The sequence below is a fragment of the Streptomyces sp. TLI_146 genome (assembly GCF_002846415.1).
Lineage (GTDB): Bacteria > Actinomycetota > Actinomycetes > Streptomycetales > Streptomycetaceae > Streptomyces.
In genome coordinates this window covers 6,461,990-6,481,476 of sequence record NZ_PJMX01000001.1, presented here as the reverse complement: position 1 = coordinate 6,481,476, position 19,487 = coordinate 6,461,990, and the positions used below count along the sequence as shown (strand labels likewise).

Sequence of the window (19,487 nt, the reverse complement as noted above, 5' to 3'; positions counted from 1 at the left end):
GTACCTCGTTCAGTCCCGTCCCTCCCGCTCCTCCCGCGCGATCTGCGCCGCCGCCTCGTGCATCGCGAGTTCGAGGAGCGCGGGGTCGGTGAGAGTGCCCGAGCCGTCGGGCGGGACGAGCCAGCGCACGCCGCCGCTGATCCGGCCCGGATACGGGACCACGATCCAGGTGCCCGGTCCGGCCCCGCGCACCCCGGTGCCGAGCCAGCGCGCGGCTGTGCCCGGGGGGACGAAGAACCCCAGCCGGGCGTCGCCGAAGTCGGCCAGGACGGGGCCCGGCCGGTCGACCAGCCGGAGCAGGACGTCGAGCGCGGGGTGCCCGAGTTCGCCGGGCAGGATCAGTACGTCCCAGCGCCTGCCGGCGGGGAGGAGGGCCACCCCGAGGGGGTTGCGCTCCCACTCCCACCGGCAGGCGTCGGGATCCGGCGCCACCGACGCCAGCCATTCCACCGCTGTCTTCGGGCCCGAGCCATTCATCACCCGGTCTTCCTTCCGTGAGGGGCGTTTCACGGGGAGAGAGCGGGCTGGGGGCCGGGTATGACGCGGGTTCGGCTACTTAACGGTAGTGAACCGGGGCGCACCAAGATCACGGGTTGTGCGCCCCCCGCGCGTACCGGAGCGAAATGATCTAGTTGAACGCGTGACGGTCAGCTGTCGAAGCCCAGGCCTGCCCGGTCCATCGCCTTCAGCCACAGGTTGCGCCGGCCCCCGTTCGCGTCCGCTCTCGCCAGGGCCCACTTGGTGATGCCGATGCCCGCCCACGCGACCGGCTCCGGGGGGAACGGCAGGGGCTTCTTGCGGACCATCTCCAGTTCCGTGCGCTCGGTGCGCTCCCCCGCCAGCAGGTCGAGCATCACGTCCGCGCCGAAGCGGGTCGCGCCGACGCCGAGGCCGGTGTACCCGGCGGCGTACGCGACCTTGCCGCCGTGGGCCGTGCCGAAGAACGCCGAGAAGCGCGAGCAGGTGTCGATCGCCCCGCCCCAGGCATGGCTGAAACGCAGCCCCTCCAGCTGCGGGAAGCAGCGGAAGAAGTGCTCGGCCAGCTTGAGGTAGGTGGCGGGCCGGTCGTCGTACTCGGCCCGTACCTTCCCGCCGTACTTGTAGATCGCGTCGTAGCCGCCCCACAGGATGCGGTGGTCGGCGGTGATCCGGAAGTAGTGGAACTGGTTGGCCGAGTCGCCGAGTCCCTGCCGGTTCTTCCAGCCGATCGCGGCCAGTTGCGCCGGGCTGAGCGGCTCGGTCATCAGCGCGTAGTCGTAGACCGGGACGGTGTACGCCCGCACGCGCCTGACCAGGGACGGGAACACATTGGTGCCGAGCGCGACCCGGCGGGCGCGGATCCGCCCGTACGGGGTGCGCACCACCATGCCCGGACCGGCCGAGACCAGGTCGAGGCCGGGGGTGTGTTCGTAGATCCGTACGCCCAGTTCCAGACAGGCCCGCTTGAGGCCCCAGGCGAGCTTGGCGGGGTGGAGCATCGCCACACCGCGCCGGTCCCAGAGGCCGCCGAGGAAGGTCGGCGAGTCGACCTCGGCCCGCATCGCGTCCGCGTCGAGCAGTTCGAGGCCCTCGAAGCCGAGCCCCACCGCCTCCTCGTACATCTCGTGCAGTTCGTCGAGCTGGTGCGGCTCGGTGGCCACGTCGATCTCGCCGGTGCGCTCGAAGTCGCAGTCCAGCGAGTAGCGGGCGACGGCCGCCTCGATGGCGTCGAGGTTGGCCGCGCCCAGCTTCTCCAGGCGGGGCAGTTCGTCCGGCCAGCGGGCCAGGCCGTTGCCCAGGCCGTGGGTGAGAGAGGCGGCGCAGAAGCCGCCGTTGCGGCCGGAGGCCGCCCAGCCGATCTCCTTGCCCTCGATGAGCACGACATCGCGTCCGGGCTCGCGCTCCTTGGCCAGGAGCGCGGTCCACAGTCCGCTGTAGCCGCCGCCGACGACGAGCAGATCGCACCGCTCGTCGCCCGCGAGGGCGGGGTGGGCACCGGGCCTGCCCGGGTCCTCCAGCCAGAAGGGGACGGGCTGGGCGTCCGTCAGTGAATGGGCTGCCGCACTGCGCATGGCTCGGGTGACGGCCATGACTTCCAACTCCCTCAAAGGGTTCGGTCAGTTACTGCTCAGGCTTTCGCACTGTTGCCGCGCCGGTTCGCGACGAGCTGGCCGGCGACGACCACCACTACGGCGATGACGAACATGGCCGTACCGATGACGTTGATCTGCACGGGCGTGCCGCGCTGTGCCGATCCCCAGACGAACATGGGGAAGGTCACGGTGGAGCCCGCGTTGAAGTTGGTGATGATGAAGTCGTCGAAGGAGAGCGCGAAGGCGAGCAGCGCGCCCGCGACGATTCCGGGGGCGGCGATCGGCAGGGTGACCCGGACGAACGTCTGGAACGGTCCCGCGTAGAGATCGCGCGCGGCCTCCTCCAGCCTCGGGTCCATCGACATCACGCGCGCCTTGACCGCCGTCACCACGAAGCTGAGGCAGAACATGATGTGGGCGATGAGGATGGTCCAGAAGCCGAGCTGCGCGCCCAGGTTGAGGAAGAGCGTGAGCAGCGAGGCGGCCATGACGACCTCGGGCATCGCCATGGGCAGGAAGATCAGCGAGTTGATCGCGCCGCGCGCCCGGAACCGGTAGCGCACGAGCGCGAAGGCGATCATCGTGCCGAGCACGGTCGCGCCGAGCGTCGCCCAGGTGGCGATCTGGAGCGAGAGCGAGAGCGAGCCGCACATGTCGGCGACACCGCACGGGTCCTGCCAGGCGTCGGTGGAGAACCGCTGCCACGAGTAGTTGAAGCGCCCGTTCGGCTTGTTGAACGAGAACACCATCACGACGACGTTCGGCAGGATCAGGTACGCGAGGGTCGCGAGCCCTGCGATGACGATCACATTGCGTCGGAGCCAGCGCATCAGACCAGGTCCTCCGTCCCGGCTCGGCGGATGTAGACGGTGACCATGACCAGCACGATCGCCATGAGGATGAAGGAGAGGGCGGCGGCCGTCGGATAGTCGAGGACCCGCAGGAACTGCGACTGGATCACGTTGCCGACCATCTTCTGGTCGGTGGACCCGAGCAGTTCGGCGTTGACGTAGTCGCCGCTCGCCGGGATGAAGGTGAGCAGCGTGCCCGAGACGACGCCCGGCATGGAGAGCGGGAAGGTCACCTTGCGGAAGGTGGTCGCGGGGGTCGCGTACAGATCACCGGCGGCCTCGTGCAGCCGGGAGTCGATCCGCTCCAGCGACGTGTACAGCGGCAGGATCATGAACGGCAGGAAGTTGTACGTGAGGCCGCAGACCACCGCCATCGGTGTGGCCAGCACCCGGTCGCCCTCGGTGAAGCCCAGCCAGCTCGTCACGTCCAGCACGTGCAGCGAGTTGAGTGTGTGCACCACCGGGCCGCCGTCCGCCAGGATCGTCTTCCAGGCGAGCGTGCGGATCAGGAAGCTGGTGAAGAACGGCGCGATGACCAGCACCAGGATCACATTGCGCCAGCGCCCCGCCTTGAAGGCGATCAGATACGCCAGCGGATAGCCGAGCAGCAGACACAGCACGGTCGCCGTACCCGCGTACAGCAGGGAGCGCACGAACTGCGGGTAGTACTCCTTGAAGGCGTCCCAGTAGGTCTGGAAGTGCCAGGTGACCTGGTAGCCCTTCTCCAGGGAGCCGGTCTGCACCGAGGTGGAGGCCTGGTAGACCATCGGCAGCGCGAAGAAGACGACCAGCCACAGCAGGCCGGGCACCAGCAGCCAGTAGGGCACCAGCCGCTTGCGCACCGACGCCTTGCGTACGGGGAGGTCGGCGGCCTCGGGCGCCTCGGTCAGGGCGCTCACGCGGCGTCCTCGACCTTCTCCACGCCCGCGTCGATCGCCTGCGCCGCGTCGAGGCCGAAGGTGTGCGCCGGGTTCCAGTGCAGGACGACCTCGGCACCGGGCACCAGACGGGTGTCGCGCTCGATGTTCTGCTCGTACACAGCGAGCCCCGAGCCCGCCGGGGAGTCGATGACGTACTGCGTGGAGACGCCGATGAACGAGGAGTCGACGATCCGTCCGGGGACCCGGTTGCGGCCTGCCGCTATCGACCCCTCGTCGTCCTTGTGGGCGAGGGAGATCTTCTCCGGGCGCACGCCCACGAGGATCTTCCCGCCGCTGGTGTCGGGGGCCGAACATCGCCCGCCGGGCAGTTTCAGCTTGGCGCCGCCCGCCGTGACGACGAGGTCCTCGCCGCTCTTCTCGACGACCTCGGCCTCGATGAGGTTGGAGGTGCCGAGGAAGTTCGCCACGAACGTGGTCTTGGGGTTCTCGTAGAGGTCGGCGGGGGCGCCGAGCTGCTCGACGCGGCCGCCGTTCATCACCGCGACCGTGTCGGCCATGGTCATGGCCTCCTCCTGGTCGTGGGTGACGTGGATGAAGGTGATGCCGACCTCGGTCTGGATGCGCTTGAGCTCCAGCTGCATCTGGCGGCGCAGCTTGAGGTCGAGGGCGCCGAGCGGCTCGTCGAGGAGCAGCACCTGCGGGTGGTTGATGAGCGCGCGGGCGACCGCCACGCGCTGCTGCTGGCCGCCGGAGAGCTGGTGCGGCTTGCGCCCGGCGAAGTCGCCGAGCTGGACGAGCTCCAGCATGTCGTCGACCTGCTTCTTCACCGACTTGATACCCCGGCGGCGCAGCCCGAAGGCGACGTTCTCGGAGACGTTCAGGTGCGGGAAGAGCGCGTACGACTGGAAGACGGTGTTCACCGGCCGCTTGTAGGGCGGCAGGTCGGTGACGTCCTTGTCGCCGAGGAAGACGGTCCCGGTGGTGGGCTCCTCCAGTCCGGCGATCATGCGCAAGGTGGTGGTCTTGCCGCAGCCGGAGGCACCGAGCAGGGCGAAGAACGAGCCCTGCGGGACGGTCAGTTCGAGCGGATGGACGGCGGTGAAGGAGCCGTACGTCTTGCTGATCCCGGTGAGGCGGACGTCGCCGCCGTCGTTCTTGTCGTCAGTCATGGGTTGCGATCCCAGGGGTGGAGAGGGACGAGGGGAGGTTTTTCTGGCGGGGGGTGGTCAGGCGCCGATGAGCTTGGCGAACTTCTCCTCGTACTTGGTCTCTTCCTCACTGCTGAGCGAGCGGAAGGAGTGCGCCTTGGCGGCCATGGCCTTGTCGGGCAGGATCAGCGTGTTCTCTGCCAGCTTGGGGTCGATCTTGCTGAGCTCGTCGCGTACGCCGTCGACCGGGCACACGTAGTTGATGTACGCGGCGAGCTGGGCCGCGACCGCCGGCTCGTAGTAGTAGTCGATCAGCCGCTCGGCGTTGGCCTGGTGCCGGGCCTTCGCCGGGATCAGCAGGTTGTCGCTGGAGAGCATGTAACCGGCCGCCGGGATCGCGTACTTGATGTCCGGGTTGTCGGACTGGAGCTGGGTGACGTCGCCGCCCCAGGCGACGCACGCGGCGAGGTCGCCCTTGTCCAGGTCGCCCGTGTAGTCGTTGCCGGTGAAGCGCCGGATCTGCTTCTTGTCGACGCCCTTCTGGAGCCGCCCGATCGCCGCGTCGTAGTCGGCGTCGGTGAACTTCGCCGGGTCCTTGCCCATGTCGAGCAGGGTCATCCCGACGGTGTCGCGCATCTCGGTGAGGAAGCCGACCCGCCCCTTGAGGGAGGGGTCGTCGAGCAGCTGGGTGACCGAGTCGACGGTCCTGCCGCCGGTCGCCTTGGAGTTGTAGGCGATGACGGCCGGGATGCCGGTCCAGGGGTACGAGTAGGCCCGGCCCGGGTCCCAGTCGGGGGTGCGGAAGGGCGCCGAGAGGTTGGCGAAGGCGTGCGGCAGGTTCGAGGCGTTGAGCTTCTGCGCCCAGCCGAACCGGATGAGCCGCCCGGCGAGCCAGTCGGTGACGACGATGAGGTCGCGGCCGATGTCCTGGCCGGCCGCGAGCTGCGGCTTGATCTTGCCGAAGAACTCGACGTTGTCGTTGATGTCCTCGGTGTACTTGACCTGGATGCCGGTCCGCCTGGCGAACGCCTCCAGCGTCGGCCGGTGCTTCTTGTCGTCGCTGACGTCCATGTACTCGGTCCAGTTGGAGAAGTTGATCACCTTCTCCTTGGCCGAGTGGTCCGTCGACGCCGGGGCCTGGCCGTCCGTCTTCTTGGCGGCCGGGATGCCGCAGCCGGTGAGCGCGGCGAGACCGCCGGCGGTGAGCGCGCCGAAGCCCGTGGCCCGCATCAGCGAGCGGCGGCTCAGGGCGCCCCGGCCGCTGGTCAGGCTGCGCTGTATGGCGGCCAGTTGGGGCCCGGACAGGCGGTCCGGCTCGTACTGCTCCATGCGCTGTGTGCCCTTTCGGGAGGAGGTGGCGGCCGCTGGTCAGACGGCCGCCACGCGGCGGCGCCGCTGATCGGATGCTTTATCGGTCCCCGAAGATCGTGCGGTGCCAGTCCTTCGCGGCGACCGCAGTATTGTCGTACATCACATGCTTGACCTGCGTGTACTCCTCGAACGAGTAGGCCGACATGTCCTTTCCGTAGCCGCTCGCCTTATAGCCGCCGTGCGGCATCTCGCTGATGATCGGAATGTGGTCGTTGACCCAGACGCACCCGGCCTTGATCTCCCGGGTGGCGCGGCCCGCGCGGTAGACGTCCCGGCTCCAGGCGGAGGCGGCGAGACCGTACGGGGTGTCGTTGGCGAGCCGGATGCCCTCGTCGTCGGAGTCGAAGGGCAGGACGGCGAGGACGGGCCCGAAGATCTCGGCCTGGACGACCTCACTGCCCTGCGGCGCGTCGGCGACGAGAGTCGGCAGGTAGAAGGCGCCCTCGCCCTTCGGGGCCGCGCCGCCGGTGACGATCCGGGCGTACGAGCGGGCGCGCTCCACGAACCCCGCGACGCGGTCGCGGTGGACGTGGCTGATCAGCGGGCCCAGGTCGGTGGCCGGGTCGAAGGGATCGCCGACCCGGACGGTCGCCATCAGATCGGCGACCCCGGCCACGAAGGCGTCGTAGAGCGGCCGCTGTACGTACGCGCGCGTGGCGGCGGTGCAGTCCTGGCCGGAGTTGATGAGGGAGGCGGCGACCGCGCCGTGGACGGCGGCTTCGAGGTCGGCGTCGTCGAAGACGACGAACGGCGCCTTGCCGCCGAGCTCCAGATGGGTCCGCTTGACGGTGGCGGTGGCGATCTCGGCGACGCGCTTGCCGACGGCGGTGGACCCGGTGAACGAGGTCATGACGACGTCGGGGTGCCCGACGAGGTGCTCCCCGGCGTCGCGCCCGGCACCGGAGACGATGTTGACGACCCCGTCGGGAATCCCGGCGGCGGTGGCGGCCTCGGCGAAGAGAAGCGAGGTCAACGGGGTGATCTCGGCGGGCTTGAGGACGATGGTGTTGCCGGCGGCGATGGCCGGGAGGACCTTCCAGGCGGCCATCTGGAGCGGATAGTTCCAGGGCGCGATGGAGCCGACGACACCGATGGCCTCGCGGCGGACGTACGAGGTGTGGTCGCCCGAGTACTCCCCGGCGGACTGCCCCTGGAGGTGGCGGGCGGCCCCGGCGAAGAACGCGGTGTTGTCGACCGTCCCCGGGACGTCGAACTCCCGGCTGAGCTTGATCGGCTTGCCGCACTGGAGCGACTCGGCCTGCGCGAACTCCTCCGCGCGGTCGGCGAGGACGGCGGCGAATCGGTGCAGGGCGTCGGAGCGCTCGGCCGGGGTCGCGGCGGCCCACCCGGGGAAGGCGTCCTTGGCGGCGGCGACGGCGGCGTCCACGTCCTGGGTGCCCGCCAGCTCGTAGGTGTGGACGACCTCGCCGGTGGCCGGGTCGACGACGTTCTGCTTGCGCCCCGAGGTGCCGGGGGCGAACCGCCCGCCGATGTACTGGGCGCCGCCTTCGAAACGGTCCTGCGCCGGGAAGCGACTGCTGTTGCTGTTGCCCATCTCGCTCACGGTCTCCGTAGCTCCAGCTCGATTTGAGTGCCGATCCTGACAGAGCGGCACCTGACCAACAAGTGATTCCGTTGTTGCCTTTTGGTTACGCGACGGAATCTGTCGACCATGTGTCGGGTCAGGCCGTAAATACCCGTACGGAGTGTCAGTGGCGGATGCCAGACTCGCGTGTATGGAGAAGATCGACAATTTGATCGCGCAGGTCAAGGATGGTGAACGGGTCAAGTTCTTGCACTTCTGGGGTCATACGCCCCGGCGGGACGGGGCGCTCGGACCGAGCTGTTTCAGCCAGTGGTGGCCGTCGCCGTTCGAAGTGGACGGCGTGGCGTACGCGACGGCCGAGCACTGGATGATGGCGGCCAAGGCGCGCCTGTTCGGCGACGCGGAGGCGGAGCGTGCGGCGCTCACCGCGAGGACCCCGGCGGAGGCGAAGAAGGCGGGCCGCCTGGTCCGGGGCTTCGACGAGGCGGTGTGGAAGCGGGAGCGGTACGGGATCGTGGTGGCGGGCAGCCTCCACAAGTTCGGCCAGTCCCCCGACCTGAAGGCCTACCTCCTGTCCACCGGCACCCGGGTCCTGGTGGAGGCCAGCCCCCTGGACCGCATCTGGGGCATAGGCCTGGCAGCCGACGCCCCCGAGGCGCAGGATCCGTCGAAGTGGCGGGGCGAGAACCTGCTGGGCTTCGCGCTGATGGAGGCGCGGGAGGGGCTGCGGGCTGCGTAGGCGTGGGCCCGGGGTTCGTCTGCGGGTGGCGTGGTGGCTGGCCGGGCCCCCTTTTGCCCGGGATTCGCCTGCGGACCGTGGCGGGTTGCTCGCGCAGTTCCCCGCGCCCCTTCTTTGCCCGGGGTTCGTCTGCAGACCGTCCCTGGTTGCTCGCGCAGTTCCCCGCGCCCCTTAATGGCCCGGAGTTCGTCTGCGGACCGTGGGTGGCTGGGCGCGCAGTTCCCCGCGCCCCTTCTTGGCCCGGTCTTCGTCTGCGGACCGTGGCCGGTTGCTCGCGCAGTTCCCCGCGCCCCTAAGAATGCCGCTGCGCGGCAATCCCCTGGGCGGCCCGGAGGGGCGCTTTCAGGGGCGCGGGGAACTGCGCGACCAGCCCAGCACGGTCCGCAGACGAACGAAGCGGGGTGCAGGGGCCGCAGGCCCCGCAACAAGGGGTCCGGGGGCGCAGCCCCCGGGAGACGAGCCTCCACCCCCCACCCACCCCCGGAGGGTTTAGGGAAGGGGCGGGGTGGGGGGCACATCCCGGACGACCAGCGACGTCGCGAACGGGTCGTCGTACTCCGACGAGTCATCCCCGTCCTCGTCATTCGTGACGGCCCAGATCATCAGCCCCAGAAACACCGCACTGACCACAATCCCCACCGCCCCGAGAATGATCCCCGCCAGCGCCTGCCCCCCATTGGTCGCCTGCCCCCGCTTGGCCCGCCCCCGCCCCAGGAACCCGAAGACCAGCGCGAGGATCCCCAGGATGATCCCGAGGCCCCACAGGCAGAACAGCACGACGGAGACGATGCCGAGCACCAGCGCCGTGGTGCCGAAGCCGTTGAGCGGACCACCCATACCGGTCCACCCGGGGTGCCCGTAGCCGTAACCGGGGTAGCCGGGGTACGCGGGGTAGCCGTAACTCCCCGGAACCGCCTGGCCGGGACCGCCCGGCGCGGTCGGAGGCGGCGGCACAGCCCCACCCCAACCGGACCCACCCACCGGACCAGGACCAGGACCGGTACCGGGACCAGAACCAGGACCCGAACCCGGCCCCGCCGCATCCGACGGCCCGGACTCCCCCGCCACCGGCATCGACGTCACCGTCGGCTGATCATGCACAGGCCGCCCCGCCTGCTCCGGCCGCCCCGGCTTCTCCAGCGGAACCTTCCGCTCCGGCGGTGCCCACGGATCCCCGGGCCCGGCGCCCTGGGACGGCTGATCGCGGTTGTCTGACATGGGCCTCCCCCATCGTGGTTCCGACATGCTAAAGCTCCCGCCCGCGACGGGATCCACGGGATACCGGGGGATCCGCCCGGCCTAACATGATCCCCGAAAAGGGAAGCCAGAGCCTGCGGAGGAAACCATGACCGACCTGCACCCGTTCATCGCGGGCCTGCCCAAGGCAGAGCTCCATGTGCACCACGTCGGCTCGGCCTCCCCCCGTATCGTCGCCGAACTGGCCGCCCGCCACCCCGACTCGAAGGTCCCCACCGACCCCGAGGCGCTCGCGGACTACTTCACGTTCACCGACTTCGCGCACTTCATCGACGTGTACCTCTCGGTCGTCGACCTGATCCGCACCCCGGAAGATGTGCGGCTTCTCACGTACGAGGTCGCCCGCGACATGGCCCGGCAGAACATCCGGTACGCCGAGCTGACCATCACCCCCTTCTCCTCCACCCGCCGCGGCATCGACGAGCGCGCCTTCATGGACGCGATCGAGGACGCCCGCAAGGCGGCCGAGAAGGAACTCGGCACGGTGCTGCGCTGGTGCTTCGACATCCCGGGCGAGGCCGGTCTCGAGGCGGCCGCCGAGACGACCCGGCTCGCCACCGACGACCGCATCCGCCCCGAGGGCCTCGTCTCCTTCGGCCTCGGCGGCCCCGAGATCGGCGTACCGCGCCCGCAGTTCAAGCCCTACTTCGACCGGGCGATCGCCGCCGGACTGCACTCGGTGCCCCACTCGGGCGAGTCCACCGGCCCGCAGTCGATCTGGGACGCCCTCAACGACCTGCGCGCCGAGCGCATCGGCCACGGCACCAGCGCCACCCAGGACCCGGACCTCCTCAAGCACCTCGCCGACCACCGGATCGCCCTGGAGGTCTGCCCGACCTCCAACCTGGCGACCCGCGTCGTCGCCGACATCGACCAGCACCCCATAAGGGAAATGGTGCGGGCGGGCGTGCTGGTCACCGTCAACAGCGACGACCCGCCGATGTTCGGCAGCGACCTCAACAACGAGTACGCGGTCGCCGCCCGCCTCCTGGAGCTGGACGAGCGCGGTGTGGCCGGCCTCGCCAAGAACGCGGTCGAGGCGTCCTTCCTCGACGGGGCGGGCAAGACGAAGCTCGCGGCCGAGATCGACGACTACACCACGAAGTGGCTCGCGTCGTAGCGCACGACAACAATGGGCCCATGCGCACCGTGACTGCCGTGGCCCACCGAGGCGACCCGTACCGCGTCCGCGAGAACACGCTCCCGTCGATCCACTCGGCGCTGGAGCGGGGCGCGGACGCGGTCGAGATCGATGTACGGCTCACCCGCGACGGCGTCCCCGTACTGCTGCACGACGACACGCTGGAGCGGCTGTGGGGCCACGACCGCCCGCTGTCCTCCCTGGTGTACGAGGACGTGCGCGACCTGACCCGCTCCGGCGTGCCGACCCTGCGCGCGGCCCTGGCGGCGGCGGGCGCGCACCGGGTGATGATCGATCTGCCCGGTGCGACGGAGGCGGCGGTGCGCGCGGTCGTGGGCACGGTGCGCGAGTGCGGGGCGGGCGAGCGCGTGTACTACTGCGCGGGCGCCGCCGCCATGCTGAAGGTCCGCGCCGCCGACCCGTCCGCCGAGATCGCCCTGACCTGGACGACGCTGGCGCCGCCGCGCCCCGAGCTGATCGCGGCGGTGAAGCCGCGCTGGCTCAACTACCGCTTCGGGCTGATGAGTCCGGAGCTGGCCGGGCGGATCCACCGCGACGGGATGCTCGTGTCCGTGTGGACGGCGGACACCAGGCGGACCATGCGGCGGCTGGTCGCGCAGGGCGTGGACGCGGTCACCACGAACAGGCTGGACGCGCTGCGCGCGGTCCTGGCGGAGGGTACGCACTGACCGCGCTCACACCGGCGCCGGTGCCGCGACCGGCGCCGTCAGCGCCTCCAGCTCCTTGATCTTCCGGCGGACGACGTACAGGGGGATCACCCCGAACACCCCGAACGACATGTCGATCACCGACCACCAGAAGGGGATGCCGCGCACCGGCCCGCAGACCAGCGCCAGCGGGATGATCCCGGCGCAGGCGATCATCCCGAACTCGATCACCCAGATGTTGCGCACCGGATCGCGGTAGGGCCCGTAGAACGCGACCGCGATGACGAGGTGCGCGAACGCCAGCCAGTCCGTTCCGTACAGGACGAAGGGGTACTTCTCGTCCGTCGCGTCGAGCCCCTCGCGCACCCGGTCGATCCAGCCCGTCAGGCCCGGGAACCAGTCCCCCGCCGGGGTGGCACGCAGCAGGCCCTGCGTCCAGCGCAGTTCGTGCACCAGCGGGAACGCGGTCAGTCCGCTCAGCACGAGGCAGACGATGAAGACGGCAAGCCACAGGCGTATGCGCCGCACGAGGACGGCTCTTCGCTCGCTCATGATCGCAGCCTACGCCGCGACTTGAACGCGTTCAAACCAGCCTCGGAGCTCCCGCTAGAGCCCCACGATCGCGTTCCACCTCTTCGCGAACTCCATCCGCTCCTCCGACGTGATGTCCCGGGCGATCGCGAGCCGTTGGCGCATCTCGGCGTCCGGGAAGACCAGCGGGTCCTCGGCGAGTTCCGCGCGGTCCTTGTCCCTGGAGGCCGCGAGGATCTCGCGGGCGGCCGGGACCGGGCAGACGTAGTTGACCCAGACCGCCAGCTCCGCCGCCACGTGCGGGTCGTAGTAGTAGTCGATCAGCGCCTCGGCGTTGGCCTTGTGGCGGGCCAGGTTGGGGACCATCATCGACTCGGCCCACAGCTCGGCGCCCTCCTCGGGCACCACGAACTCGATGTCGGGGTTGTCCGCCTGGAGCTGGATCACATCGCCCGAGTACGCCTGGCAGGCGAGCACGTCGCCGGTGGAGAGGTCCTTGATGTAGTCGTTGCCGGTGAAGCGGCGTATCTGCTTCTTGTGCACCTGCTTCTCGACCCGGTCGCACATCCGGTGGAAGTCGTCGGCCGTCCAGCGCGTCACGTCGACGCCGTCGCCCTGCATCAGCAGCGCGAACGACTCGTCGAGCCCGGACAGCAGCGTCACCTTGCCCGCCAGGCGCGGGTCCCACAGGTCAGCGGTGTGCTTGATCTCGCGGCCGAGCCGCTTCTTGTTGTACGCGATGCCGGTGATCCCGGACTGCCAGGGCACGCTGTGCAGCCGGCCCTCGTCGAAGGCGGGCGAAGTGAGCTGCGGATCCAGGTACTTGGCGACGTTGGGCTGGCGGGCGCGGTCCATCTCCTGCACCCAGCCGAGCCGTACGAACCGGGCCGCCATCCAGTCGCTGACCACGACGATGTCCCGGCCGGTGGCCTGATGGTTCATCAGGGCCGGGCTGATCTTCCCGAAGAACTCGTCGTTGTCGTTGATCTCCTCGGTGTAGGTGACGGAGATCCCGGTGCTCTTGGTGAACGCGTCGAGGGTGGGCCGCTTCGACTTGTCGTCCTCGTCGGTGTCGATGTAGAGCGGCCAGTTGGCGAAGGTGAGCCGGTGGTCGGCGGCCGAGCGGTCGCGCGCCGCGCGCTCGCCGGGTCCGACATACGCCGCGGGCACTCCGCAGCCCGCCAGCGCGGCCGCGGCGGCCCCGCCGCCGAGCGCGCGCAGCAGGTGGCGGCGGGAGAGGGGGTTCTGGGCGTTCTGAGCTTTCAAGGGGGTGGCTCGCACCCCGGAAGGATGCCCGCGCCCCGGTGTACGGAGCAATGGACGGTGCGTACAGCCCCGCCCCGCAGGCCCGACAACCTGTCGACCGGCGGGGCCCTGACACACGTGTGGTGCGGCACCCCGTCCGGTGCCGCACCACAAGTCCCGTTGCTACGAGGGGAGTCAGCCCTCGTACGACGTCATCACGTGCTTGATGCGGGTGTAGTCCTCGAAGCCGTACGCCGAGAGGTCCTTGCCGTAGCCGGACTTCTTGAAGCCGCCGTGCGGCATCTCCGCGACCAGCGGGATGTGCGTGTTGATCCAGACGCAGCCGAAGTCCAGGTACTTGGACATGCGCATCGCGCGGGCGTGGTCCTTCGTCCAGACCGAGGAGGCCAGGGCGTACTCGACGCCGTTGGCGTATTCGAGGGCCTGCTTCTCGTCAGTGAACGACTGGACCGTGATGACCGGGCCGAAGACCTCGTTCTGGATGATCTCGTCGTCCTGCTTCAGGCCGGAGACGACGGTCGGGGCGTAGAAGTAGCCCTTGTCGCCGACCCGGTGGCCGCCCGCCTCGACCTTGGCGTGCGCCGGGAGGCGGTCGATGAAGCCGGTGACCTGCTTGAGCTGGTTGGCGTTGTTGAGCGGGCCGTACAGCACGTCCTCGTCATCCGGCTGGCCGGTCTTGGTGTCGGCGGCGGCCTTGGCGAGCGCGGTCACGAACTCGTCGTGGATGGACTCGTGGACGAGCACGCGGGTCGCGGCCGTACAGTCCTGGCCCGCGTTGAAGTAGCCCGCCACCGCGATGTCCTCGACGGCCTTGGCGATGTCGGCGTCCTCGAAGACCACGACCGGGGCCTTGCCGCCGAGCTCCAGGTGGACGCGCTTGACGTCCTTGGCCGCCGACTCGGCGACCTGCATGCCCGCCCGTACGGAACCCGTGATGGAGGCCATCGCGGGGGTGGGGTGCTCGACCATCGCGCGGCCGGTGTCGCGGTCGCCGCAGATGACGTTGAAGACGCCCTTGGGGACGATCGCGCCGATGATCTCGGCGATCAGCACGGTGGAGGCGGGGGTGGTGTCCGAGGGCTTGAGGACGACCGTGTTGCCCGCGGCGAGCGCCGGGGCGAACTTCCACACGGCCATCATCATCGGGTAGTTCCACGGCGCGACCTGCGCGCAGACGCCCACCGGCTCACGGCGGATGATCGAGGTCATCCCCTCCATGTACTCGCCGGCCGAGCGGCCTTCGAGCAGCCGGGCGGCGCCCGCGAAGAAGCGGATCTGGTCCACCATCGGCGGGATCTCTTCGCTGGCGGTGAGCGCGAGCGGCTTGCCGGTGTTCTCCGACTCGGCCGCGATCAGCTCCTCGGCGCGCTCCTCGAAGGCGTCCGCGATCTTCAGCAGGACCTTCTGGCGCTCGGCCGGGGTGGTGTCGCGCCAGGCCGGGAAGGCCGCGGCGGCGGCGGCCATAGCGGCGTCGACGTCCGCCTGGCCGGAGAGCGGCGAGGTGGCGTACGCCTCGCCCGTGGCCGGGTTGACCACCTCGATGGTCCGCCCGTCGGCAGCATCGCGGAACTCTCCGTCGATGTAGTTGCGCAAACGACGCAGTTCGGTGGTCACTTCGCTGGCCTCCCGGTCCGATGTCCGATGGGTGAGACGCCCACCTTAGTCGGTGAAGTGTCGCTTTCGACAGACCCGCCGCCCGGTAACTTCGGATTCAGTGCTTCCGAGGTCACGTAACAACGAATTTCATCGCTTTGGGGTTGCGGGACAGACGAGTCGGGTGCACAGTGGCTCCGTGGCCAGTCGAAGCGCAGACTCCAGAACCGGAAACGGATCGTCCCCGTCGATCGATGCCGTGTCCCTGGCGATCATCGAGCAGCTCCAGGAAGACGGGCGCCGCCCGTACGCCGCGATCGGCAAGGCCGTGGGCCTGTCCGAGGCGGCCGTGCGGCAGCGCGTGCAGAAGCTGCTGGACCAGGGCGTGATGCAGATCGTCGCCGTCACCGACCCCCTCACCGTGGGGTTCCGGCGCCAGGCGATGGTCGGCATCAACGTCGAGGGAGACCTCGACCCCGTCGCGGAGGCGCTCACGGCCATGGCCGAGTGCGAGTACGTGGTGATGACCGCGGGCTCCTTCGACCTGATGGTGGAGGTCGTCTGCGAGGACGACGACCACCTGCTGGACGTCATCAACAAGCGGATCCGCGCCCTCCCCGGCGTGCGCTCCACCGAGAGCTTCGTCTACCTCAAGTTGAAGAAGCAGACCTATATGTGGGGAACCCGATAGCCGTGAGCAAGGACCTGAGCCAGACCGCCTACGACCACCTGTGGATGCACTTCACCCGCATGTCGTCGTACGAGAACGCGCCCGTTCCCACCATCGTGCGGGGCGAGGGCACCTACATCTACGACGACAAGGGCAAGAAGTACCTCGACGGTCTCTCGGGCCTGTTCGTCGTCAACGCCGGCCACGGCCGCCACGAGCTCGCCGAGACCGCCTACAAGCAGGCGCAGGAGCTGGCCTTCTTCCCGGTGTGGTCCTACGCCCACCCCAAGGCGGTGGAGCTGGCGGAGCGCCTCGCCCACTACGCCCCGGGCGACCTCAACAAGGTCTTCTTCACCACCGGCGGCGGCGAGGCCGTCGAGACCGCCTGGAAGCTGGCGAAGCAGTACCACAAGCTCACCGGCAACCACACGAAGTACAAGGTCATCTCGCGTGCGGTCGCCTACCACGGCACCCCGCAGGGCGCCCTGTCCATCACCGGTCTGCCCGCGCTGAAGGCCCCCTTCGAGCCGCTGGTCCCCGGCGCGCACAAGGTGCCGAACACCAACATCTACCGTGCCCCGATCCACGGCGAGGACCCCGAGGCGTTCGGCCGCTGGGCCGCCGACCAGATCGAGCAGGAGATCCTCTTCGAGGGCCCCGACACGGTCGCCGCGGTCTTCCTGGAGCCCGTGCAGAACGCGGGCGGCTGCTTCCCGCCGCCGCCCGGCTACTTCCAGCGGGTGCGCGAGATCTGCGACAAGTACGATGTGCTGCTCGTCTCCGACGAGGTCATCTGCGCCTTCGGCCGTCTCGGCACGATGTTCGCCTGCGACAAGTTCGACTACGTACCGGACATGATCACCTGCGCCAAGGGCATGACCTCGGGCTACTCCCCGATCGGCGCCTGCATCATCTCCGACAAGCTGGCGGAGCCGTTCTACAAGGGCGACAACACCTTCCTGCACGGCTACACCTTCGGCGGCCACCCGGTCTCCGCGGCCGTAGGCCTGGCCAACCTCGACATCTTCGAGCGCGAGGGCCTCAACCAGCACGTGCTCGACAACGAGGGCGCCTTCTTCGACACCCTCAAGAAGCTGCACGACCTGCCGATCGTCGGCGACGTCCGCGGCAACGGCTTCTTCTACGGCATCGAGCTCGTCAAGGACAAGGCCACCAAGGAGTCCTTCAACGACGAGGAGACCGAGCGCGTCCTGTACGGCTTCCTCTCCAAGGCGCTGTACGACAACGGCCTGTACTGCCGCGCCGACGACCGGGGCGACCCGGTGGTCCAGCTGGCCCCGCCGCTCATCTCCGACCAGGGCACGTTCGACGAGATCGAGGGCATCCTGCGCGAGGTCCTGACGGAGGCCTGGACGAAGCTGTAGGGCCTGTCCGGCGGATCTGGTCGGCCTCGGCCCGAGGCGCGGTTTCGGCACTGGTGAGCGGGGGTCTGGTGCTTCCCCAAGCTCTCAACTTCGTTCGAGCAGGGGAGACCCCAATGCTGCAAGGCGGAGGAGGGCGTCGACGCGGAGCGTCGGCAACCGACGACAACGCCGCTGGGGGTCCCCCCTGGCCCTTAAGGCCTTGGGGGAGGGCGTGCCAGACCCCCGCGTGCCGACCAGATCCGCCGGATAGGCCCTACCCGTCCCCCGGACCGCCCCCGCGATTCGTCTGAACGCACCGGCCCGGTGGCGCCCATCCGAGTGAGATGGGCGCCACCGGGCCGCGTGCTGTCAGGACCGGCGCGCATCAGTCCCTACGGTGCCCAGTGACCGATCGGCCCTGCCTTCGTTCCCCCGTACGGGGGAACAGGAAATCTGATCTGAACCGAGGTGTACGCCATGGTGGCCCCGCCGGACAACGATGTGCTCTGGGGACGTTCCCTGCACCACTCCCACGGCGGCTCGCCCGCCCTGACGGGGGTCTCCCTCGGGATCCGCGAGGGCGAGATCCTGGCCGTCGGCGGCCCGCGCGGCAGCGGCAAGACGACGCTGCTGCGCTGCCTGTCCGGCCAGCTGGTGCCCGACCAGGGCGAGGTGTGGTTCAACAGCGCGCCCGTCCACACCATGGGAGCGCTCTCCCGCGAGCGGCTGCGCCGCGACCGGTTCGGCTGGATCGACCCGGAGCCGACCCTGGTGCCCGAGCTCAACGCCTGGGAGAACGCGGCGCTGCCCCTGCTGCTGCGCGGCATCTCGCACCGCACCGCCAAGAAGGCCGCCCTGGAGTGGCTGGAGCGGCTCGACATCGGCGCCTGCGCGCGGCGCCGCCCGCACGCCCTGCTCACCGCGCAGCGCCAGCGGGTGGCGATCGCCCGCGCCCTGGTCACCTCCCCCGCGGTGCTCTTCGCCGACGAGCCGACGGCGACCCTGCACCGCGCCGACCGCGCCCAGGTGCTGCGCACCCTGACGGCCGCGGCCCGCTCGCACGCCATCACCACGCTCCTGGCCACCCATGACGCGGAGGTCGCGGCGCTCGCCGACCGCACGGTGTGGCTGCTGGACGGGCGCCGGGTCACCACGGGCGCGCAGACGGGCACCCCCGACGCGGAGGGCCGCGCCGCGTGCTCGCTCTCCGTCTAGCCCGCGGCACCCACCCGCTGGTCCTGCTGCGCCGCCTGCTGGTGGCCGCGGCCTCGGCGGGCGTCGGCTTCCTGCTCCTGTGCACCCTGGGCCACGCGGTCGCGCACCCCGGCGGTTCGCTGCCGCGGCTGCTGTGGTGCGCGGTGCCGCTCGCCGCGACCGTCCACTTCGCGGTCGCCGTGGCCCGTACGGACCCGAGCACCCGCCCCCGCCCCGGGCTCTCCGCGGTGGGCCTGGGCCCCGGGCGGCTCACCGCGATCGCGGCGGCGTCGACGGCGGTGGCCTGCACGCTCGGCTCGACCGTCGCCCTGCTCGTCTACCTCCATCTGCGCGGCGACATCACCGGACTGCCCTTCGACGGGGCGGCGGCCGGGCTCCTCGCCGCCGACCGGCCGCTGCCGCTGGCCGCGGCCCTCACCCTGCTCTCGGTGCTGCCGCTGACCGCGTCGACGGCGGCCGGGCTCGCCCTGCGCCCGCGCAAGGAGCAGCCCCGGCCCCGGCCGACCGGCGCGGAGCGGCCCCCGGCGTCCGTCCCGGCGGGCCTGCCCTGGGGCATCACCCTGATCACGGCGGGCCTGGCACTGGAGACGTTCGCGAGCCGGGGCACCCCGGGCTCCGCGATCCCCATGCCGGGCCACCCCGACAGCAGCCCCGCCGGGGTGCTGGCGGGCTGGGCCCTCACCGCGCTCGGCCTGGCGGTCGCGGGCCCGGCCCTGACGCATCTGTGCGGGCGGCTGCTCCAGACCGCGCGGCCGGGGGCGGCCCGGCTGCTGGCGGGGCGCGTCCTGATGGAGGAGGCCCGCCGCATCGGGCGCCCGCTGGGCGTGGTGTGCGCGGTGGCCTCGGCCACGATCGCGGCCGCCACGCTGTACGGCGACGAGGCGGGCCCGCACCCCTTCGGCCCGCTCACGGGCCTGGGCGCGGCGCTGGTGATGGGGTGCTCGGTGGCGACGCTGCTGACGGCGGCCCTGGAGTCCAAGCACGCCCGCGGCGAGACGACGGCGGCGCTGCTGCGCCTGGGCGCCCCGGCCAAGCTGCTGCGCGCCTCGGCCGCCCTGCGCGCGGCGGCTCTGCTCGCCCTGTTCGGCCCGGTGACCTGGGGCATCGCGGAGCTCGCGGCCCTGCCCCTGACGGGCTGAGCCCCGGCCGGGCCACCCCTTCCCCCTACCGCCTA

General features: G+C 70.4%; 18 protein-coding genes. 7 read left to right on the top strand and 11 right to left on the bottom strand.

Annotated features, from left to right (window positions below; all coding sequences use genetic code 11):
- Positions 1 to 9: 9 nt before the first annotated feature.
- From BX283_RS29055 to BX283_RS29025, 7 genes are all read right to left on the bottom strand, one after another.
- Positions 10 to 477: a hypothetical protein gene (locus BX283_RS29055; RefSeq protein WP_101390432.1), complete on the bottom strand. Its 468-nt coding sequence runs from the start codon at positions 475 to 477 to the stop codon at positions 10 to 12.
- A gap of 170 nt (positions 478 to 647) precedes the next feature.
- Entirely contained in the window at positions 648 to 2,069 is a 1,422-nt protein-coding gene (locus BX283_RS29050) for an FAD-binding oxidoreductase (protein WP_257583916.1), read from the bottom strand.
- A gap of 38 nt (positions 2,070 to 2,107) precedes the next feature.
- Positions 2,108 to 2,902 (bottom strand): ABC transporter permease, encoded by a 795-nt coding sequence (locus BX283_RS29045; RefSeq protein ID WP_101390431.1) that lies wholly within the window; start codon positions 2,900 to 2,902, stop codon positions 2,108 to 2,110.
- The gene (locus tag BX283_RS29040; RefSeq protein WP_101390430.1) at positions 2,902 to 3,822 is read right to left on the bottom strand and encodes an ABC transporter permease; all 921 of its coding nucleotides are present in this window, start codon (positions 3,820 to 3,822) and stop codon (positions 2,902 to 2,904) included. Before BX283_RS29040 ends, BX283_RS29045 begins: the two co-directional genes overlap by 1 nt.
- A complete protein-coding gene (locus BX283_RS29035; RefSeq protein ID WP_101390429.1) occupies positions 3,819 to 4,973 on the bottom strand; it encodes an ABC transporter ATP-binding protein in 1,155 nt (384 codons plus the stop codon). The genes BX283_RS29040 and BX283_RS29035 overlap by 4 nt, the downstream gene beginning before the upstream one ends.
- 57 nt (positions 4,974 to 5,030) lie before the next feature.
- Positions 5,031 to 6,281: a spermidine/putrescine ABC transporter substrate-binding protein gene (locus tag BX283_RS29030; RefSeq protein ID WP_101390428.1), complete on the bottom strand. Its 1,251-nt coding sequence runs from the start codon at positions 6,279 to 6,281 to the stop codon at positions 5,031 to 5,033.
- 79 nt (positions 6,282 to 6,360) lie between these two features.
- Positions 6,361 to 7,878 (bottom strand): gamma-aminobutyraldehyde dehydrogenase, encoded by a 1,518-nt coding sequence (locus BX283_RS29025; protein WP_180357496.1) that lies wholly within the window; start codon positions 7,876 to 7,878, stop codon positions 6,361 to 6,363.
- A gap of 181 nt (positions 7,879 to 8,059) precedes the next feature.
- Here BX283_RS29025 and BX283_RS29020 point away from each other — a divergent pair, with 181 nt between their 5' ends.
- On the top strand, positions 8,060 to 8,608 hold the full coding sequence (locus tag BX283_RS29020; protein WP_101390426.1) for an NADAR family protein: 549 nt from the start codon (positions 8,060 to 8,062) through the stop codon (positions 8,606 to 8,608).
- 489 nt (positions 8,609 to 9,097) lie between these two features.
- Here BX283_RS29020 and BX283_RS42210 read toward each other — a convergent pair whose 3' ends face one another.
- Complete coding sequence (locus BX283_RS42210) at positions 9,098 to 9,562, bottom strand: DUF4190 domain-containing protein (protein WP_306822827.1); 465 nt, start codon at positions 9,560 to 9,562, stop codon at positions 9,098 to 9,100.
- Between the two features lie 391 nt (positions 9,563 to 9,953).
- Here BX283_RS42210 and BX283_RS29010 point away from each other — a divergent pair, with 391 nt between their 5' ends.
- Together BX283_RS29010 and BX283_RS29005 are read left to right on the top strand one after the other, a co-directional pair.
- A complete protein-coding gene (locus tag BX283_RS29010) occupies positions 9,954 to 10,985 on the top strand; it encodes an adenosine deaminase (protein ID WP_101390424.1) in 1,032 nt (343 codons plus the stop codon).
- Positions 10,986 to 11,005: 20 nt separating this feature from the next.
- Positions 11,006 to 11,695: a glycerophosphodiester phosphodiesterase gene (locus BX283_RS29005; protein ID WP_101390423.1), complete on the top strand. Its 690-nt coding sequence runs from the start codon at positions 11,006 to 11,008 to the stop codon at positions 11,693 to 11,695.
- Positions 11,696 to 11,701: 6 nt separating this feature from the next.
- Here BX283_RS29005 and BX283_RS29000 read toward each other — a convergent pair whose 3' ends face one another.
- From BX283_RS29000 to BX283_RS28990, 3 genes are all read right to left on the bottom strand, one after another.
- On the bottom strand, positions 11,702 to 12,226 hold the full coding sequence (locus BX283_RS29000) for a hypothetical protein (RefSeq protein ID WP_101390422.1): 525 nt from the start codon (positions 12,224 to 12,226) through the stop codon (positions 11,702 to 11,704).
- 54 nt (positions 12,227 to 12,280) lie between these two features.
- The gene (locus tag BX283_RS28995) at positions 12,281 to 13,471 is read right to left on the bottom strand and encodes a spermidine/putrescine ABC transporter substrate-binding protein (protein WP_101390421.1); all 1,191 of its coding nucleotides are present in this window, start codon (positions 13,469 to 13,471) and stop codon (positions 12,281 to 12,283) included.
- Positions 13,472 to 13,645: 174 nt separating this feature from the next.
- Positions 13,646 to 15,085, bottom strand: a complete 1,440-nt coding sequence (locus tag BX283_RS28990; protein ID WP_101390420.1) for a gamma-aminobutyraldehyde dehydrogenase — start codon at positions 15,083 to 15,085, stop codon at positions 13,646 to 13,648.
- Positions 15,086 to 15,248: 163 nt separating this feature from the next.
- On the opposite strand from BX283_RS28990, the gene BX283_RS28985 reads away from it, so the two are divergent.
- The 4 genes from BX283_RS28985 to BX283_RS28970 all read left to right on the top strand — a co-directional run bounded on the left by BX283_RS28985 (position 15,249) and on the right by BX283_RS28970 (position 19,452).
- A complete protein-coding gene (locus BX283_RS28985) occupies positions 15,249 to 15,755 on the top strand; it encodes an Lrp/AsnC family transcriptional regulator (RefSeq protein WP_101390419.1) in 507 nt (168 codons plus the stop codon).
- Entirely contained in the window at positions 15,740 to 17,119 is a 1,380-nt protein-coding gene (locus tag BX283_RS28980) for an aspartate aminotransferase family protein (RefSeq protein ID WP_101390418.1), read from the top strand. The genes BX283_RS28985 and BX283_RS28980 overlap by 16 nt, the downstream gene beginning before the upstream one ends.
- Positions 17,120 to 17,575: 456 nt before the next feature.
- Positions 17,576 to 18,313, top strand: coding sequence for an ABC transporter ATP-binding protein (locus BX283_RS28975; RefSeq protein ID WP_101392628.1), 738 nt, complete (start codon positions 17,576 to 17,578; stop codon positions 18,311 to 18,313).
- Entirely contained in the window at positions 18,295 to 19,452 is a 1,158-nt protein-coding gene (locus tag BX283_RS28970; protein ID WP_101390417.1) for a hypothetical protein, read from the top strand. Before BX283_RS28975 ends, BX283_RS28970 begins: the two co-directional genes overlap by 19 nt.
- The last annotated feature ends 35 nt before the right edge of the window (positions 19,453 to 19,487 follow it).

What these genes read in the sequence shown, in the direction of transcription:
- BX283_RS29010 (WP_101390424.1), top strand. Translation starts at nt 9,954, where the DNA reads ATGACCGACCTGCACCCGTTCATCGCGGGCCTGCCCAAGGCAGAGCTC.
- BX283_RS29035 (WP_101390429.1), bottom strand. Translation starts at nt 4,973, where the DNA reads ATGACTGACGACAAGAACGACGGCGGCGACGTCCGCCTCACCGGGATC.
- BX283_RS29020 (WP_101390426.1), top strand. Translation starts at nt 8,060, where the DNA reads ATGGAGAAGATCGACAATTTGATCGCGCAGGTCAAGGATGGTGAACGG.
- BX283_RS29025 (WP_180357496.1), bottom strand. Translation starts at nt 7,878, where the DNA reads ATGGGCAACAGCAACAGCAGTCGCTTCCCGGCGCAGGACCGTTTCGAA.
- BX283_RS29050 (WP_257583916.1), bottom strand. Translation starts at nt 2,069, where the DNA reads ATGGCCGTCACCCGAGCCATGCGCAGTGCGGCAGCCCATTCACTGACG.
- BX283_RS29000 (WP_101390422.1), bottom strand. Translation starts at nt 12,226, where the DNA reads ATGAGCGAGCGAAGAGCCGTCCTCGTGCGGCGCATACGCCTGTGGCTT.
- BX283_RS28975 (WP_101392628.1), top strand. Translation starts at nt 17,576, where the DNA reads ATGGTGGCCCCGCCGGACAACGATGTGCTCTGGGGACGTTCCCTGCAC.
- BX283_RS29055 (WP_101390432.1), bottom strand. Translation starts at nt 477, where the DNA reads ATGAATGGCTCGGGCCCGAAGACAGCGGTGGAATGGCTGGCGTCGGTG.
- BX283_RS29045 (WP_101390431.1), bottom strand. Translation starts at nt 2,902, where the DNA reads ATGCGCTGGCTCCGACGCAATGTGATCGTCATCGCAGGGCTCGCGACC.
- BX283_RS29005 (WP_101390423.1), top strand. Translation starts at nt 11,006, where the DNA reads ATGCGCACCGTGACTGCCGTGGCCCACCGAGGCGACCCGTACCGCGTC.
- BX283_RS29030 (WP_101390428.1), bottom strand. Translation starts at nt 6,281, where the DNA reads ATGGAGCAGTACGAGCCGGACCGCCTGTCCGGGCCCCAACTGGCCGCC.